We start from the raw sequence: 13,862 nt of genomic DNA, 5'->3' as shown, positions 1-13,862 counted from the left end.
TTCCGGGAGGCAGTCGGTCATGACCGAGCTTGTGGAGCACGGAAAGCTGTACATCGGCGGCGAGTTGACCGATCCGCTCGGCAGCGACGTCATCGAGGTGATCTCCCCGCACACCGAACAGGTCATCGGCCGCGTCCCGCACGCCTCCACCGCCGACGTGGACCGCGCCGTCGCCGCCGCCCGGGCCGCCTTCGACCGCGGGCCCTGGCCGCGGATGACCCTGGACGAGCGGATCGCCGTCGTCACCCGCATCAAGGACGCCATCCTCGTACGCCACGAGGAGATCGCCCGCCTCGTCAGCTCCCAGAACGGCTCCCCGTACTCCTGGAGCGTCCTCGCCCAGGCCCTCGGCGCGATGATGGTCTGGGACGCGGCGATCACCGTCGCCCGTGACTTCCCCCACGAGGCCGAACGCGCCGGTGTCCTCGGGCCGATCCTGGTGCGCCGCGAACCGGTCGGGGTCGTCGCGGCGGTCGTGCCCTGGAACGTGCCGCAGTTCACCGCCGCCGCCAAGCTCGGCCCCGCGCTGCTCTCGGGCTGCACGGTCGTCCTCAAGCCCTCGCCCGAGTCGCCGCTCGACTCCTACGTCCTCGCCGAGATCGCGCGGGAGGCCGGACTGCCGGAGGGCGTCCTGTCGATCCTGCCCGCCGACCGCGAGGTCAGCGAGTACCTCGTCGGCCACCCCGGCATCGACAAGGTCTCCTTCACCGGCTCGGTCGCCGCGGGCCGGCGCGTCATGGAGGTGGCCTCCCGCAACCTCACCCGCGTCACCCTCGAGCTCGGCGGCAAGTCCGCCGCCGTCATCCTGCCGGACGCCGACCTGGACACCGCCGTCGCGGGGATCGTCCCGGCCGCCTGGATGAACAACGGCCAGGCCTGCGTCGCCCAGACCCGCATCCTCGCGCCCCGCGGCCGCTACGACGAGATAGCCGAGGCCCTCGCCGCGGCCGCCGGAGCCCTCGTCGTCGGCGACCCGCTCGACCCGGCCACCCAGGTCGGCCCGCTCGTCGCCCGCCGCCAGCGGGAACGCTCCCTCGACTACATCCGCCTCGGTCAGGAGGAGGGCGCCAAGATCCTCGCCGGCGGCGGCCGCCCGGCCGGCCTGGACCGCGGCTGGTACGTCGAGCCCACGCTCTTCGGCGGCGTCGACAACACCATGCGCATCGCCCGCGAGGAGATCTTCGGACCGGTGATCTGCCTCCTCCCGTACGGCGACGAGGACGAGGCCCTGCGGATCGCCAACGACTCCGACTACGGCCTCAGCGGCAGCGTCTGGACCGCCGACGTCGACCACGGCATCGACTTCGCCCGCCAGGTGCGCACCGGCACCTTCAACGTCAACACCTTCAGCCTCGACATGCTCGGCCCGTTCGGCGGCTACAAGAACTCCGGCCTGGGCCGGGAGTTCGGCCCCGAGGGATACGGCGAGTACCTGGAACACAAGATGATCCACCTGCCGGCCGGGCACGGAGGTGCGTGATGGGAGACCGCTGGCACGTCGAGGTCGACCGGAGCGTCTGCATCGGCTCGGCCATGTGCCTGAACCACGCCCCGGACGGCTTCACCCTCGACACCGCCCGCCAGTCGCACCCCCGCCACCCGGACTCCGACGCCAACGAGAAGGTCCTCGCGGCGGCGGAGGGCTGCCCGGTCGAAGCCATCACGATCACCCTGCTGGACAGCGGCGAACCGGTCTTCCCGCCCGAGGAGTAGCCGTCCCGGGCCCCGTGCGACACTCCTGCGGCACCGCCGGGCGAACCGTGCCCGGCGGTGGTCGAACAGAGGTGGGGAACGATCAGGCGCAGGACAGCGACACCGCGGGCCGTCGTGGCGGCAGCGGCCATGGCTGTGATGCTCGGGGCCGCGGGCCGCGGGCTGCGGTCCGGGGCAGCAGGGCGGGGCGTCCGCAGCGCCCTCGGCACGGGCCGAGGACTCCGGGCCGTTCACGAAGGACCGGGTGCGTACGGACCTCGACACGTCGGCCGCGGACGCCGGGGCTCCGCCCACCGACCCCGATTGGGCCGAAATGGCCGCGAACGCCCCGGCCGGCTCGAAGCGGGCATGCTGGGTCGAGTACCGGGGCTACGGCACGGATGCCGACCCGATCGGGCTCAGCCAGTACGAGGCGGCGGCCGACGAGCTGCGCGAGCGCGGCTGGCAGCAGGCCAAGGCCGACGACGCGACGCCCGGTCAGGCCCGGTCGCTCCTCAAGAAGCGCGGCTGGACTCTGGTGGCGGAGTTCCGGGACACCCGTGGGGCGGGCCAGCTCAACCTGATGGCTTTCGAGGACGCCTGCGTGAAGCGGTACGGCGGCGGCGCGAGCGCGAACCCCGGCGTGGGTCCGCTCGGCTGACCGCCCGGCCTTCCATGCCGACCGCGCGGAGCAGGCGCGGTGGGTCCCGTTTCCACGTGCAAAACTGTCCCGTGTAAACGGGGGCAAGAGGCCTTCGTGCGTGCGTATTTGGGAGAGTTGTGCGCAAGGCGAAGTGGGCGGCCACGGCTGCCGGTGTGGTGCTGCTGGTCGCGGGGTGCGGAAGCGAAGGCGGTTCGGGCAAGGGTGGGGCCACCGGTGCGCCGTCCCAGGGTGCCTCGGCTCCGGCCGAGGAGAACGGCGGCGGCAGCCTCGACGCCGCCGCCGTGAAGAAGGAGATAGCGGACGCGGCCACCGCCGCCGGCTTCACCGAGAAGCCCGGCGACGACGTCCCGCCCACCCTCAAGGACTGCATGGTCTCCTGGTCGCCCGAGACCAAGCAGGCCGCCGACCCGAAGAAGTCGTACGAGGACACCGTCGCGGCCCTCACCAAGGGTGGCTGGAACCAGGGCCAGAAGTTCGAGCAGGGCCCGTCCACCATCAACTCCCTGGACAAGAGCGGCTGGACGGTGAAGGCCAACTACTCCGGCGCGCCGGTCGGTACGAAGCAGACCTTCGTGATCGTCCACTTCGTCGCCACCGACAACGGCGCCGCGTGCGAGGCGCTGTTCAAGGCGGACCTGGAGAAGAACAAGAAGTCCTGACCCGCCCCGTCCTGACGGATCCCGTCCTGACGGACCGCTCAGCGGCGTCCGCGGCCCTTCGGGGTCGCGGCCGCCGCGTCCGGCGCCGTCAGGTCGATCAGCCGGCACACCGTCTCGATGTCGATCTTCACCTGCGCGATCGACGCCCGCCCCGAAAGCCATGTGATCAGCGCCGAGTGCCACGTGTGCTCGATGACCCGGACCGCCGACAGCTGCTGCGGCGTCGGATGGTCGAGCCCCATCGCGTCCAGGATGATCGCCGTCGTCTGCCGCGAGACGGTGTCCACCTCCGGGCTCACGCTCCGGTCGGCGAAGGTCAGCGCCCGTACCATCGCGTCCGCCAGATGCGGCTCACGCTGCAACGCCCGGAACGCCCGCATCAGGGTCTCCGCCACCCGCTCCGCCGGGTCCTCGGCCGCCGGGGGCCGCTTGCGGAGCGTGGAGTGCATGTGGTCCAGCTGGTCCTGCATCGTGGCGACCAGCAGATGGATCTTGGACGGGAAGTAGCGGTACAGCGTGCCCAGCGCGACCCCCGCCGCCTCCGCGACCTCGCGCATCTGCACGGCGTCGAACCCGCCCCGCCCGGCCAGCTGCGCACTGGCGTGCAGGATGCGGCGGCGACGCGCCTCCTGGCGCTCTGTCAGGGGAGGTGACGCAGGTCTGTCTTCCGCTGTCATGGGTCCCGTTCCGTGGGGTTTGGCTCGCGACAGTATGGCTCAGGACGGTCGGCCACCCGCCGTGGCGCGAATCACCTGATCCGGCTCTTACGCCGGCACTACCTGCCGGTAGATTCGAAGCTCCTTGAACGATCAAGTGTGGAACTTGTTCTAGATTAGCGCGAGCGGTTACGCTCCCGCGAAACGCAAGCAGAAGGGGGCCGCGAGTGACCGCTGAGGCCATAGATGCAGGCCCCCGCGCCGGTGCCGTCACCGGCGCCCGGGCCGAGGGTGACGGCCCCCTGCGCATCGCGCTCCTCACGTACAAGGGAAACCCGTTCTGCGGCGGTCAGGGCGTCTACGTCCGGCACCTCTCCCGCGAGCTCGCCCGCCTCGGGCACCACGTCGAGGTCATCGGCTCCCAGCCGTACCCCACCCTCGACGAGGGCGTCCCGCTCACCGAGCTGGCCAGCCTCGACCTCTACCGCCAGCCGGACCCCTTCCGCACACCGGCCCGCGACGAGTACCGCGACTGGATCGACGCCCTCGAAGTCGCCACCATGTGGACCGGCGGCTTCCCCGAACCGCTCACCTTCTCCCTGCGCGCCCGCCGCCACCTCGCCGCCCGCGCGGGCCAGTTCGACGTCGTCCACGACAACCAGACCCTCGGCTACGGTCTCCTCGGCGGCCCCGGCGCCATCGGCGCCCCGCTGGTCACCACGATCCATCACCCCATCACCGTCGACCGGCAGCTCGAACTCGACGCCGCCACCGACTGGAAGCGCCGCGCCTCCGTCCGCCGCTGGTACGCCTTCACCCGCATGCAGAAGCGGGTCGCCCGCCGCCTGCCCTCCGTCCTCACCGTCTCCGGCTCCTCCCGGCAGGAGATCGTCGACCACCTCGGCGTACGCGCGGACCGCATCCGTGTCGTCCACATCGGCGCCGACACCGACCTCTGGTCGCCCGACCCGTCCGTCGCCGAGGTCCCCGGCCGTATCGTCACCACCTCCAGCGCCGACGTCCCCCTCAAGGGCCTGATCCACCTCGTCGAGGCCCTCGCCAAGCTCCGCACCGAGAACCCCGCCGCCCACCTCGTCGTCGTCGGCAAGCGCGCGGAGGACGGACCCGTCGCCCAGGCCATCGAGCGGTACGGCCTCGAAGGCCACGTCGACTTCGTCAAGGGCATCACCGACGCCGAACTCGTCGACCTCGTACGCAGCGCCCAGGTCGCCTGCGTGCCCTCCCTCTACGAAGGCTTCTCCCTGCCCGCCGCCGAGGCGATGGCCACCGGCACCCCGCTCGTCGCCACCACCGGCGGCGCGATCCCCGAGGTCTCCGGCCCCGACGGCGAGACCTGCCTCGCGGTGCCCCCGGGCGACGCCGGCGCCCTCGCCGCCGCCCTCGGCCGGGCGCTCGCCGACCCCGCGCTGCGGGCCCGCCTCGGCGCCGCCGGCCGCGACCGGGTTCTGGCCAACTTCACCTGGGCCCGCGCCGCCCAGGGCACCGCCGAGCTGTACCGCGAGGCGATCGCGGGCCGGCACGCCAAGGGCCGCGCCGCGGCCAGGATTCCGGGCCTCTCCACGGCCCCGGGTACGGGTACCCCCCTTGGGAGCAATCGCTGATGCTGACCGTCGACTTCACCCGCTTCCCGCTCGCCCCCGGCGACCGCGTGCTCGACCTGGGCTGCGGCGCCGGCCGGCACGCGTTCGAGTGCTACCGGCGCGGCGCCCAGGTGGTGGCCCTCGACCAGAACGGCGAGGAGATCCGCGAGGTCGCCAAGTGGTTCGCGGCGATGAAGGAGGCCGGCGAGGCCCCCGCCGGAGCCACCGCCACCGCCATGGAGGGCGACGCGCTCAACCTCCCCTTCCCCGACGAGTCCTTCGACGTCGTGATCATCTCCGAGGTCATGGAGCACATCCCGGACGACAAGGGCGTCCTCGCCGAGATGGTCCGCGTGCTCAAGCCCGGCGGCCGCATCGCCGTCACCGTCCCCCGCTACGGCCCCGAGAAGATCTGCTGGGCGCTCTCCGACGCCTACCACGAGGTCGAGGGCGGCCACATCCGCATCTACAAGGCCGACGAGCTCCTCGCCAAGATCCGCCAGGCCGGACTCAAGCCGTACGGCACCCACCACGCCCACGCCCTGCACTCCCCGTACTGGTGGCTCAAGTGCGCGTTCGGCGTCGACAACGACAAGGCCCTGCCGGTCCGCGCGTACCACAAGCTGCTGGTCTGGGACATCATGAAGAAGCCCGCCCTCACCCGGGTCGCCGAGCAGCTGCTCAACCCGGTCGTCGGCAAGAGCTTCGTCGCCTATGCCACCAAGCCGCACCTCCCCAAGGCCGACGCGTGACATCTCCGGGCCGTACCGAACACCTCGTCCTGCCCGGCGTCCTCACCGCCGACCAGGCCACCCGCACCGTCGCCGGAATCCTCGCCGCCCAGCGCGAGGACGGCGCCATCCCGTGGTTCCGCGGCCACCACCTCGACCCCTGGGACCACACCGAGGCCGCCATGGCCCTGGACGCGGCCGGCGAACACACCGCCGCCGAGCGTGCCTACGAGTGGCTGGCCCGGCACCAGAACGACGACGGATCCTGGTACGCCGCCTACCACGACGGCCAGTGGGACCAGGTCACCGACCACGGCCGGGAGACCAACTTCTGCGCCTACCTCGCCGTCGGCGTCTGGCACCACCACCTCGCCACCGGCGACGACGCCTTCCTGGAGCGCATGTGGCCGGCCGTGTACGCGGCGATCGAGTTCGTCCTCGACCTCCAGCAGCCCGGCGGCCAGATCGGCTGGAAGCGCGAGGCCGACGGCACCCCCGTCACCGACGCGCTGCTGACCGGCTCCTCCTCCATCCACCACGCCCTGCGCTGCGCCCTCGCCATCGCCGAGACCGTCGAGGAGCCCCAGCCTGACTGGGAGCTCGCCACCGGCGCCCTGGGCCACGCGATACGCAGCCACCCCGAGCGGTTCCTCGACAAGAGCCGCTACTCGATGGACTGGTACTACCCGATCCTCGGCGGCGCGGTCACCGGCCCCGAGGCCAAGGCCCGTCTCGAAGCCGCCTGGGACGACTTCGTGGTCCCCGGCCTCGGCGTCCGCTGCGTGCTGCCCAACCCGTGGGTCACCGGCGGCGAGAGCTGCGAACTGGCCCTCGCCCTCTGGGCGATGGGCGAGTCCGACCGCGCCCTGGAGATCCTCCAGGCCATCCAGCACCTGCGCGCCGAGGACGGCCTCTACTGGACGGGCTACGTCTTCGAGGGCAACAAAGCGATATGGCCCGAGGAACTCACCACCTGGACGGCGGGCTCCCTCCTCCTCGCGGTCGCCGCGCTCGGCGGCGACGAGGCGACGACGGCGGTCTTCGGCGGGGAACGCCTGCCGAAGGGCCTGGAGCCCGACTGCTGCGGCTGACCGGCCGCACGGCGTCGCAGACGACCGGCCGCGATGTGCGGCCGCACGCCCCGGGGATGAACGGCAGCACGGCCCGGGTCCCCCACGGACCCGGACCCGCGCTCGGCCCCCCTGCTCGGCTTCTGCTCGGCCCCTGCTCGGAACGGTCAGTGGCGGCGCAGCAGTCGCCCCGCCACCATGTGCCCGACCACGAGGTACACCACCGCGGCGAGACCGTATCCCGCCACCACACGCGCCCACGCCGTGTCGAAGGTGAACAGGTCGTGCGACCAGCCGGCCAGGAAGCGGGCCACGTTCTGGACGAACTCCACCAGACCGTTCGCCCGGTTGGCGTCCAGCAGGTACATCAGGATCCAAAGGCCGATGATCGCGGCCAGGACATCGGCGACGACGCTGATCACCCGCGCCGCCTGCGTGGTGTTGCTCCGTCGATGATTCATGCGATTCGCCTTACCGCCACACGCCGCCGGAAACCCGTTCGGCTCCACCCGACTGGTGAGGCCGCCACCGAGGGCCGAGGCTGACACCGAAGCCCCTGGGAGGTGCCGCCGTGCCCCGAACCGCCCCGCACCGCCGTGCCGCCGTGGCGCTGCTCCTGTGCTGCACCCTGCTGCTCACCACGGCCGCCTGCGGAGGCGACGACGGGGGCGGCTCGGCCACCCCGACCGGTACGACCGAGACCCAGCGGTTCGCGAAGACCCGCTTCGTCGCCAACGCGGGCCTCGCGGCGGGCGCCACGTACCAGTGGATCGTGAAGCCCTACCGCGCGGGCACCTTCAAGAAGGGCGCGGACGGCCGCACGTCCGCCCTGATCAAGGCGGGCCTCGCGGGCGCCTTCGCCTACAACCGCCTCAAGGCGGCGGCGAACAACGCCAAGGGCGACCCGCTCCTGTCGAAGGCGCTCGCCCCGATCACCGCCGGCATCGACTCCCTCAAGAACCTCGGCACCAAACTCCGCAAGGGCGAGGCGACGGAGGCGGACATCGGCTCGTTCGAGAACGTCATCACGGACGTGAAGGACGCGGGCCGCAGCGCGGGCGCCGAGGTCACGGACAAGGTCCCGAGCCTCTCCCAGCTCCGGGGGTGACTCACCGGCAGAGATCCGCGAGCACCCGCAGCGCCGCCGGGTCCGGGGCCGTCACCAGGAGGTCCGTCACCGGGCCCTTGCGCCAGAGTTCCAGGCGTTCCGCGATGCGATTCCGAGGGCCGACGAGCGAGATCTCGTCGGCGAAGGCGTCCGGAACGGCCAGGACCGCCTCGTCCCGGCGTCCCTCGGCGAACAGGTCCTGGATGCGCCGGGCCTCGGGCTCGTAGCCCATCCTCGCCATCAGGTCCGCGTGGAAGTTACGGGTCGCGTGGCCCATGCCGCCGATGTAGAAGCCGAGCATCGCCTTGACCGGCAGCAGACCGGCGGCGACGTCGTCGCAGACCTGTGCGCGCACCAGAGGGGCGACCCGGAAGCCGGGCGGGAGGCGGTCCGGGAGGGCGTAGACGTCGGGGCGGGTCGGTGACCAGTAGAGGGGGAGCCAGCCGTCGGCGATCTCCAGCGTCTGCGCGATGTTCCGCGGGCCCTCCGCACCCAGCAGCACGGGCAGTTCGGCCCGCAGCGGATGAGTGATCGATTTCAGCGGCTTGCCGAGGCCGGTGCCGTCCTCACCCCGGTACGGATGGGAGTGGAACCGCCCCTCCAGCGACACCGGCCGCTCCCGCCGCAGGGTCTGCCGGATCACGTCCACGTACTCCCGCGTCGCCGTCAGCGGGCTCTTCGGGAACGGTCGCCCGTACCACCCCTCCACGACCTGCGGCCCGGACAGCCCAAGACCCAGCGTCATCCGCCCACCCGAGAGGTGGTCCAGCGTCAGCGCGTGCATGGCGGTGGCAGTGGGGGAGCGGGCGGCCATCTGGGCGATGGCGGTGCCCAGTTCGATACGGGAGGTGTGCGCCGCGATCCAGGTCAACGGGGTGAACACGTCCGAGCCCCAGGCCTCGGCGGTCCACACGGAGGCGTAGCCGAGCCGCTCCGCCTCCCGGGCGAGGTCGAGATGGCCGGGATTGGGGCCCCGGCCCCAGTAGCCGAGCGCGAGTCCAAGACGCATGAGCCCACCTTTCTGACGGCCAGTCAGGCAAGGGGGGACTGTACGACAACGGCCCCCCGCCCGGAAGGGCGAGGGGCCGCTGCCACAGAGAACTCAGCCGCGCTGGATGCCCGTCGTGTCCTGGAGAACACCACGACGGCCGTCCTGCGTCTGGGCGACCAGACCGGAGCCGCGCTGCTCCACCGCGAGGTACCAGGTCCCCGGCGCCAGCTCGGCGATCGGAGCCGGCGAACCGTCCTCCCCGTACAGCGGACGCGCCACCGGCACCGCGAACCAGAACGGCGCGAAGTCCGACGCGGGAGCGCCCTGCCCGGCGGGCTGCGGCTGAGCCGTCTGCGCGGCCTGCGGCTGCGGCGCGGGCTCATGCTGCGGCTGCCCCGGCTGCGCGCCGAACGGCTGCGGCTGACCCGGCTGGGCGCCGTACGGCTGCTGCTGGGCACCCGGGTAGCCGTAGCCGCCGGGAACGCCCGGCTGCTGACCGTACGGAGCCGGAGCCTGCGGACGCGGCGCACCCACCAGCGGAGCCTTCAGCGCCGGCACAAGCGGCCCGGCGACCGCGGCGGCGGCCAGCAGCAGCGCGGCGATCAGGCCCATGACCAGACCGGCACCCGCGTTGTTCGACTCGAAGATCCACATGAGGATGTTCCACGCCGAGGCGACGGCGAAGACGACACCCACCTGACCGAGTTCGAGACCGGCCACCTTGCGGGTCTGCGGCAGACCGTGCGAGACCACGATCAGCGCGGCACCCACGATGCCGAGGAAGAAGCCGCCCCACCCGAGGGGAGACACCTCCCACGAGTTGGTGGACGTGCAGAAGCTGCCTTCGCAGTCGGCGATGTCCAGGAAGGAGGCGATGAAGAGCAACACCGCTGCTCCGATCACCACGCCATCGCCTCGAGTGAGCGAGCGGATGTTCACGTGTAAAAGTCCTTCGTCGGTCGTCTCGTCGGGGGTGGCGCAAAGGCACGGGGGCGGCCCCCATCGTACGGATGGTGTGCGCGCCCGGGGGCAGCCCCCGCATCCCCCCGGCAGAAAAGAGAATCTATCGTCTGGCCGGTCTACCCCAGCAGGTAGGTGCTGATACCGTCGGCGATTCCCTGCGCCGCTTTCTGACGCCACGCCGCATTCGTCAGCAATGCGGCGTCCTGCGGATCCCGCATGTTGCCGCACTCCACGAACACCTTCGGGACCTTGGACAGGTTGAGCCCGCCGAGATCCTTCCGTACGTCCAACCCCGTACCCCCGCCGACATAGTTGGAAGGCCGGCTGCCGGTCGCCAGGACGAACCTCCCGGCGATCCGCTCACCGAGCTCGCGCGACGGCCCGACGATGTCCGCCGTGTCCGCCGCACCCCCCTTGACCTGCGCCGGCAGGATCACATGGAACCCCCGGTTGCCGACCCCCGAGCCATCGGCGTGGACGGAGACGACGGCATCGGCCCTGACGGCGTTCCCGATCCGGGCGCGCTCGTCGATGCAGGGGCCCCAGGGACGGTCGTTGTCCTGGGTGAGGAGAACGGTCGCCCCCTGGTCACGCAGCACCTTCACGATGCGGTGTGACACGTCGAGTGTGAATTCCGCCTCGGTGTAGGCCGGACGGGTGGAGGTCCGGTTGGTGGACGTGCCAGTTGTATCGCATTCCTTGTGGTTTGTGCCGATGTTCACGGATTTGTTGATTTCTCGTGAATGATCGAAGTTCCCAGGGTTGTGACCAGGGTCGATCACGACGACCTTCCCGGAGAGGGGGCCCTTCCCGGGAGGAGGAAGCGTCGGCGTGGGCGGCGCAGGCGTCGGCGACGAGACCGGGGCCGAGGCCGACGGCTTGGGCCCGGCGGCCGGGCTCGACGTCGCGGGCGCGCTCCCCGTCGCGGTCGCGCTGCGGCTGGGCGGCGGCACCACCGACCCGGGCGGAGCCCCCGGCCCCGCAGAACCCACCGCCTGCCAGATCAGCCAGCCCGCCATCGTGAGCGGAGCCAGCGCGATGACCGCCACCATCAGGTTCGACCGGGCAAGGCGCCGGGGGGTGGGGGACTGTTCCTCGTCGTACGGCACGCCGAGACCCTAGTACTACGACTCCGGTGGCGTCAGATCCCCGGACCGGTGCGACGGAGCACACGGAGCGAATCCGTCACGGACACCTCACCGAACGCGCCGGACTCAAGCGCCCGCACATAGATCCGGTACGGAGCCTGCCCACCGTCCGCCGGGTCCGGGAACACGTCGTGGATCACGAGCAGGCCCCCCTCGGCGACCTTCGGCGCCCAGCCCTCGTAGTCGTTGGTCGCGTGCTCGTCGGTGTGCCCGCCGTCGATGAAGACAAGCCCCACCTCCCCGCCCCACACCTTCGCCACTTGCGGCGACCGCCCGACGACCGCGACGACGTGGTCCTCAAGGCCTGCCTTGTGCAGCGTCCGGCGGAAGGTCGGCAGGGTGTCCATCTGTCCCACCTCCGGGTCCACGACCGCCGGGTCGTGGTACTCCCACCCCGGCTGCTGCTCCTCGCTGCCCCGGTGGTGGTCGACGGTGACCGCGACCGTACCGGCCTCCCGGGCGGCGTCGGCCAGCAGGATCGTGGAGCGCCCGCAGTACGTCCCCACCTCCAGCAGCGGCAGCCCGAGCAGCGTGGCCTCGACGGCCGCCGCGTACAGCGCCAGCCCCTCACCGACGGGCATGAACCCCTTGGCCGCCTGGAAGGCGGCGAGCGTCTCCGGCTTGGGCTCGCGCGTCGGCACCGACGCGGGCGCTTGCGCGGGGATGGACGCGGGCTGCGCGGGCTGCTCGGCCATGGGGGTCTCCTACTGTGCGGGCTACTGGGCGGTACGGTCCGGGGCGCCCATTATTGCCTCGCGCGCATGCTGCTTCGCGCGCGACGCCGCGGCTTCGCGTCGCACTCGAACCACACCGTCTTCCCGGCCGCCTGCCCGTCCCCCGGACCAGGCACCCCCACCGGTCCGTCACGGCCTCGACCAGCAGGAGCCCCCGCCCGTCCTCGGCGAGCGGATCGCTCGGATGCCGGGGCCGTACGGCGCCCGCGCACGCGTCCGTGACCTCCACCCGCAGCCCCGACGGCCGCCGCATGATCAGCAGCGTGCACTGGCTGCCGGGGACGTGCCGTACGACGTTCGCGACGAGCTCGGTGAGCGCGAGCTCGGCGTCGTCGACCAGCTCGGGCATGCCCCAGCGGCCGAGGAACGTACGGAGGATCCGGCGAATGTGCCGCGCGGAGTGGTCACCGACGGTGAAGCCCATGCGATAGATGGCCTCAATTTCTGCCGGTGGGAGGCCAGTTGCGTGATTCATGTCACCAGAGTGCGACGAATTGGTTACGCTCGGCTACGGCTTGAACCGAACGCCGCAAGGTGTGAGCTTGGGGGTGCCGTCGACCATGGTCAACATCCGCGACCTGGATCCCAGCGCGTCGCCGCTGGACTACTACGGATCAGAACTCCGCCGGCTGAGAGAGGACGCCGGGCTGAATCAGGCGCAGTTGGGGGCGTGCGTGTTCTGCACGGCGTCCCTGATCGGACAGATCGAGAACGCACGGAAGGTGCCGACACGGAAGTTCTCGCTGAGGCTGGATGTGGCGCTGGAGACGGGAGGTGTGTTCGAGCGCCTGATCGGGCTGGTGCTGCGGAGCCAGCTGCCGGCGTGGTTCCAGCCGTTCGCCGACCTCGAGAAGAAAGCCGCGTACATCTCCACGTACCAGGCCCAGTTGGTCTACGGCTTGCTCCAGACGGAGGAGTACGCACGCGCTGTACTGGGTGTACGGACGGAAGGGGACCTCGACGGGAAGGTGGCCGCTCGGATGGAGCGCCAGCGCATCCTGGCGAAGAAGAACCCACCTTTGATCTGGGTGGTGTTGAGCGAGGCGGTGCTCCACCAGGAGATCGGTGGCAAGGATGTCATGCGAAACCAACTGGAGCGTCTGTTGGAGACGAAGGACCAGGAGTGGGTGAAGGTGCAGATCCTGCCCTTCTCGGCGGGCGCGCACGCTGGTCTGCCTGGATCCTTCACGCTCCTGCGCTTCGAGGATGACCCGGACATCGTCTACAGCGAGGACTTCGTGCAGGGTCACATGACGGCCAATCCGGACGCTATCAGGGAAGGTTCGCTCCGATACGATCATTTGCAGGCGGCCGCACTCTCGGTCGAGGAGTCAGCGGCGCTGATCGCCCGAGTGATGGAGGAGCGTTATGGGAACGAACCACGACCTGACGGGCGCACGGTGGCGTAAGTCTTCGTACAGCAGCGACACGGGTGGGGAGTGCGTCGAGTGCGCCCCCCTCGGCGCAGCGGCCTGGCGTAAGTCTTCGTACAGCGGTGACACCGGTGGTGATTGCGTCGAGTGCGCTCCCCTCGGGGCAGCTGCCTGGCGTACGTCCTCGTACAGCGGCGACACGGGCGGCAACTGCATCGAGGTCGCCGCCCAGCCCTGCCGCGTCGGGCTCCGTGACTCCAAGAACCCCGACGGGCCGGCCTTCGTCGTCGACGCGGCCGCCTGGGCCACGTTCGTCACGGCGCTCAAGGGCTGAAACGGGCCGCACCCCTCGGGGTGCGGTCGTCCGGCGCTGGTGGAACATTTGGATGTATGAGGTGCAAGCGGGACCCCTGCGCCTGTCCCCGCTGGCTACAGCTGCTGTGGCTGTTGCTTGTGCTGGGGTGGGTGGGAT

At 71.2% G+C, this 13,862-nt stretch carries 17 protein-coding genes; 10 read left to right on the top strand and 7 right to left on the bottom strand.

Going from position 1 to position 13,862, the window contains the following annotated elements:
- Positions 1-19 precede the first annotated feature (19 nt).
- The 4 genes from IEZ01_RS09915 (at position 20) to IEZ01_RS09900 (ending at position 3,015) form a co-directional block, all read left to right on the top strand.
- Positions 20-1,480 carry an aldehyde dehydrogenase gene (locus tag IEZ01_RS09915; RefSeq protein WP_019885943.1) on the top strand — a complete coding sequence of 487 codons (1,461 nt, stop codon included), beginning with the start codon at positions 20-22 and terminating at the stop codon, positions 1,478-1,480.
- Positions 1,480-1,713, top strand: a complete 234-nt coding sequence (locus IEZ01_RS09910) for a ferredoxin (RefSeq protein ID WP_019885942.1) — start codon at positions 1,480-1,482, stop codon at positions 1,711-1,713. Before IEZ01_RS09915 ends, IEZ01_RS09910 begins: the two co-directional genes overlap by 1 nt.
- A gap of 244 nt (positions 1,714-1,957) precedes the next feature.
- Positions 1,958-2,353 carry a hypothetical protein gene (locus tag IEZ01_RS09905; protein WP_189201126.1) on the top strand — a complete coding sequence of 132 codons (396 nt, stop codon included), beginning with the start codon at positions 1,958-1,960 and terminating at the stop codon, positions 2,351-2,353.
- Between the two features lie 119 nt (positions 2,354-2,472).
- Positions 2,473-3,015 carry a hypothetical protein gene (locus IEZ01_RS09900; protein WP_189201124.1) on the top strand — a complete coding sequence of 181 codons (543 nt, stop codon included), beginning with the start codon at positions 2,473-2,475 and terminating at the stop codon, positions 3,013-3,015.
- 38 nt (positions 3,016-3,053) lie between these two features.
- Here the strand turns inward: IEZ01_RS09900 and IEZ01_RS09895 are convergent, their stop codons facing one another.
- Positions 3,054-3,692: a TetR family transcriptional regulator gene (locus tag IEZ01_RS09895; protein WP_028797476.1), complete on the bottom strand. Its 639-nt coding sequence runs from the start codon at positions 3,690-3,692 to the stop codon at positions 3,054-3,056.
- Positions 3,693-3,898: 206 nt separating this feature from the next.
- On the opposite strand from IEZ01_RS09895, the gene IEZ01_RS09890 reads away from it, so the two are divergent.
- Genes IEZ01_RS09890 through IEZ01_RS09880 form a run of 3 tightly spaced genes read left to right on the top strand, consistent with a single transcriptional unit; the run spans position 3,899 to position 7,094 of the window.
- A complete protein-coding gene (locus IEZ01_RS09890; protein ID WP_189201122.1) occupies positions 3,899-5,293 on the top strand; it encodes a glycosyltransferase family 4 protein in 1,395 nt (464 codons plus the stop codon).
- Positions 5,293-6,024, top strand: coding sequence for a class I SAM-dependent methyltransferase (locus tag IEZ01_RS09885; protein WP_189201120.1), 732 nt, complete (start codon positions 5,293-5,295; stop codon positions 6,022-6,024). The genes IEZ01_RS09890 and IEZ01_RS09885 overlap by 1 nt, the downstream gene beginning before the upstream one ends.
- A complete protein-coding gene (locus IEZ01_RS09880) occupies positions 6,021-7,094 on the top strand; it encodes a prenyltransferase/squalene oxidase repeat-containing protein (RefSeq protein WP_189201118.1) in 1,074 nt (357 codons plus the stop codon). Before IEZ01_RS09885 ends, IEZ01_RS09880 begins: the two co-directional genes overlap by 4 nt.
- Before the next feature lie 146 nt (positions 7,095-7,240).
- Here the strand turns inward: IEZ01_RS09880 and IEZ01_RS09875 are convergent, their stop codons facing one another.
- A complete protein-coding gene (locus IEZ01_RS09875) occupies positions 7,241-7,534 on the bottom strand; it encodes a hypothetical protein (protein WP_028797475.1) in 294 nt (97 codons plus the stop codon).
- Positions 7,535-7,644: 110 nt separating this feature from the next.
- On the opposite strand from IEZ01_RS09875, the gene IEZ01_RS09870 reads away from it, so the two are divergent.
- Positions 7,645-8,181, top strand: coding sequence for a hypothetical protein (locus IEZ01_RS09870; RefSeq protein ID WP_019885931.1), 537 nt, complete (start codon positions 7,645-7,647; stop codon positions 8,179-8,181).
- 1 nt (position 8,182) lies between these two features.
- Here the strand turns inward: IEZ01_RS09870 and IEZ01_RS09865 are convergent, their stop codons facing one another.
- From IEZ01_RS09865 to IEZ01_RS09845, 5 genes are all read right to left on the bottom strand, one after another.
- Positions 8,183-9,190, bottom strand: coding sequence for an LLM class F420-dependent oxidoreductase (locus tag IEZ01_RS09865; RefSeq protein WP_189201116.1), 1,008 nt, complete (start codon positions 9,188-9,190; stop codon positions 8,183-8,185).
- Positions 9,191-9,283: 93 nt separating this feature from the next.
- A complete protein-coding gene (locus tag IEZ01_RS09860; protein WP_189201114.1) occupies positions 9,284-10,111 on the bottom strand; it encodes a DUF5336 domain-containing protein in 828 nt (275 codons plus the stop codon).
- A gap of 140 nt (positions 10,112-10,251) precedes the next feature.
- Entirely contained in the window at positions 10,252-11,187 is a 936-nt protein-coding gene (locus IEZ01_RS09855) for an N-acetylmuramoyl-L-alanine amidase (RefSeq protein WP_189201196.1), read from the bottom strand.
- An 89-nt stretch (positions 11,188-11,276) separates the two neighbouring features.
- Complete coding sequence (locus IEZ01_RS09850; RefSeq protein ID WP_189201194.1) at positions 11,277-11,864, bottom strand: class I SAM-dependent methyltransferase; 588 nt, start codon at positions 11,862-11,864, stop codon at positions 11,277-11,279.
- Positions 11,851-12,366, bottom strand: coding sequence for an ATP-binding protein (locus IEZ01_RS09845; protein WP_308427160.1), 516 nt, complete (start codon positions 12,364-12,366; stop codon positions 11,851-11,853). Before IEZ01_RS09845 ends, IEZ01_RS09850 begins: the two co-directional genes overlap by 14 nt.
- A 211-nt stretch (positions 12,367-12,577) precedes the next feature.
- On the opposite strand from IEZ01_RS09845, the gene IEZ01_RS09840 reads away from it, so the two are divergent.
- Together IEZ01_RS09840 and IEZ01_RS09835 are read left to right on the top strand one after the other, a co-directional pair.
- Positions 12,578-13,426: a helix-turn-helix domain-containing protein gene (locus tag IEZ01_RS09840; RefSeq protein ID WP_189201192.1), complete on the top strand. Its 849-nt coding sequence runs from the start codon at positions 12,578-12,580 to the stop codon at positions 13,424-13,426.
- Positions 13,386-13,724, top strand: coding sequence for a DUF397 domain-containing protein (locus IEZ01_RS09835; protein WP_189201112.1), 339 nt, complete (start codon positions 13,386-13,388; stop codon positions 13,722-13,724). Before IEZ01_RS09840 ends, IEZ01_RS09835 begins: the two co-directional genes overlap by 41 nt.
- Positions 13,725-13,862: the final 138 nt, after the last annotated feature.

Origin of the sequence: Streptomyces purpureus, from assembly GCF_014648195.1 — a bacterium.
In the GTDB taxonomy this organism is placed as follows: Bacteria; Actinomycetota; Actinomycetes; order Streptomycetales; family Streptomycetaceae; genus Streptomyces; species Streptomyces purpureus.
This window is presented reverse-complemented; position numbering and strand designations above follow the sequence as displayed.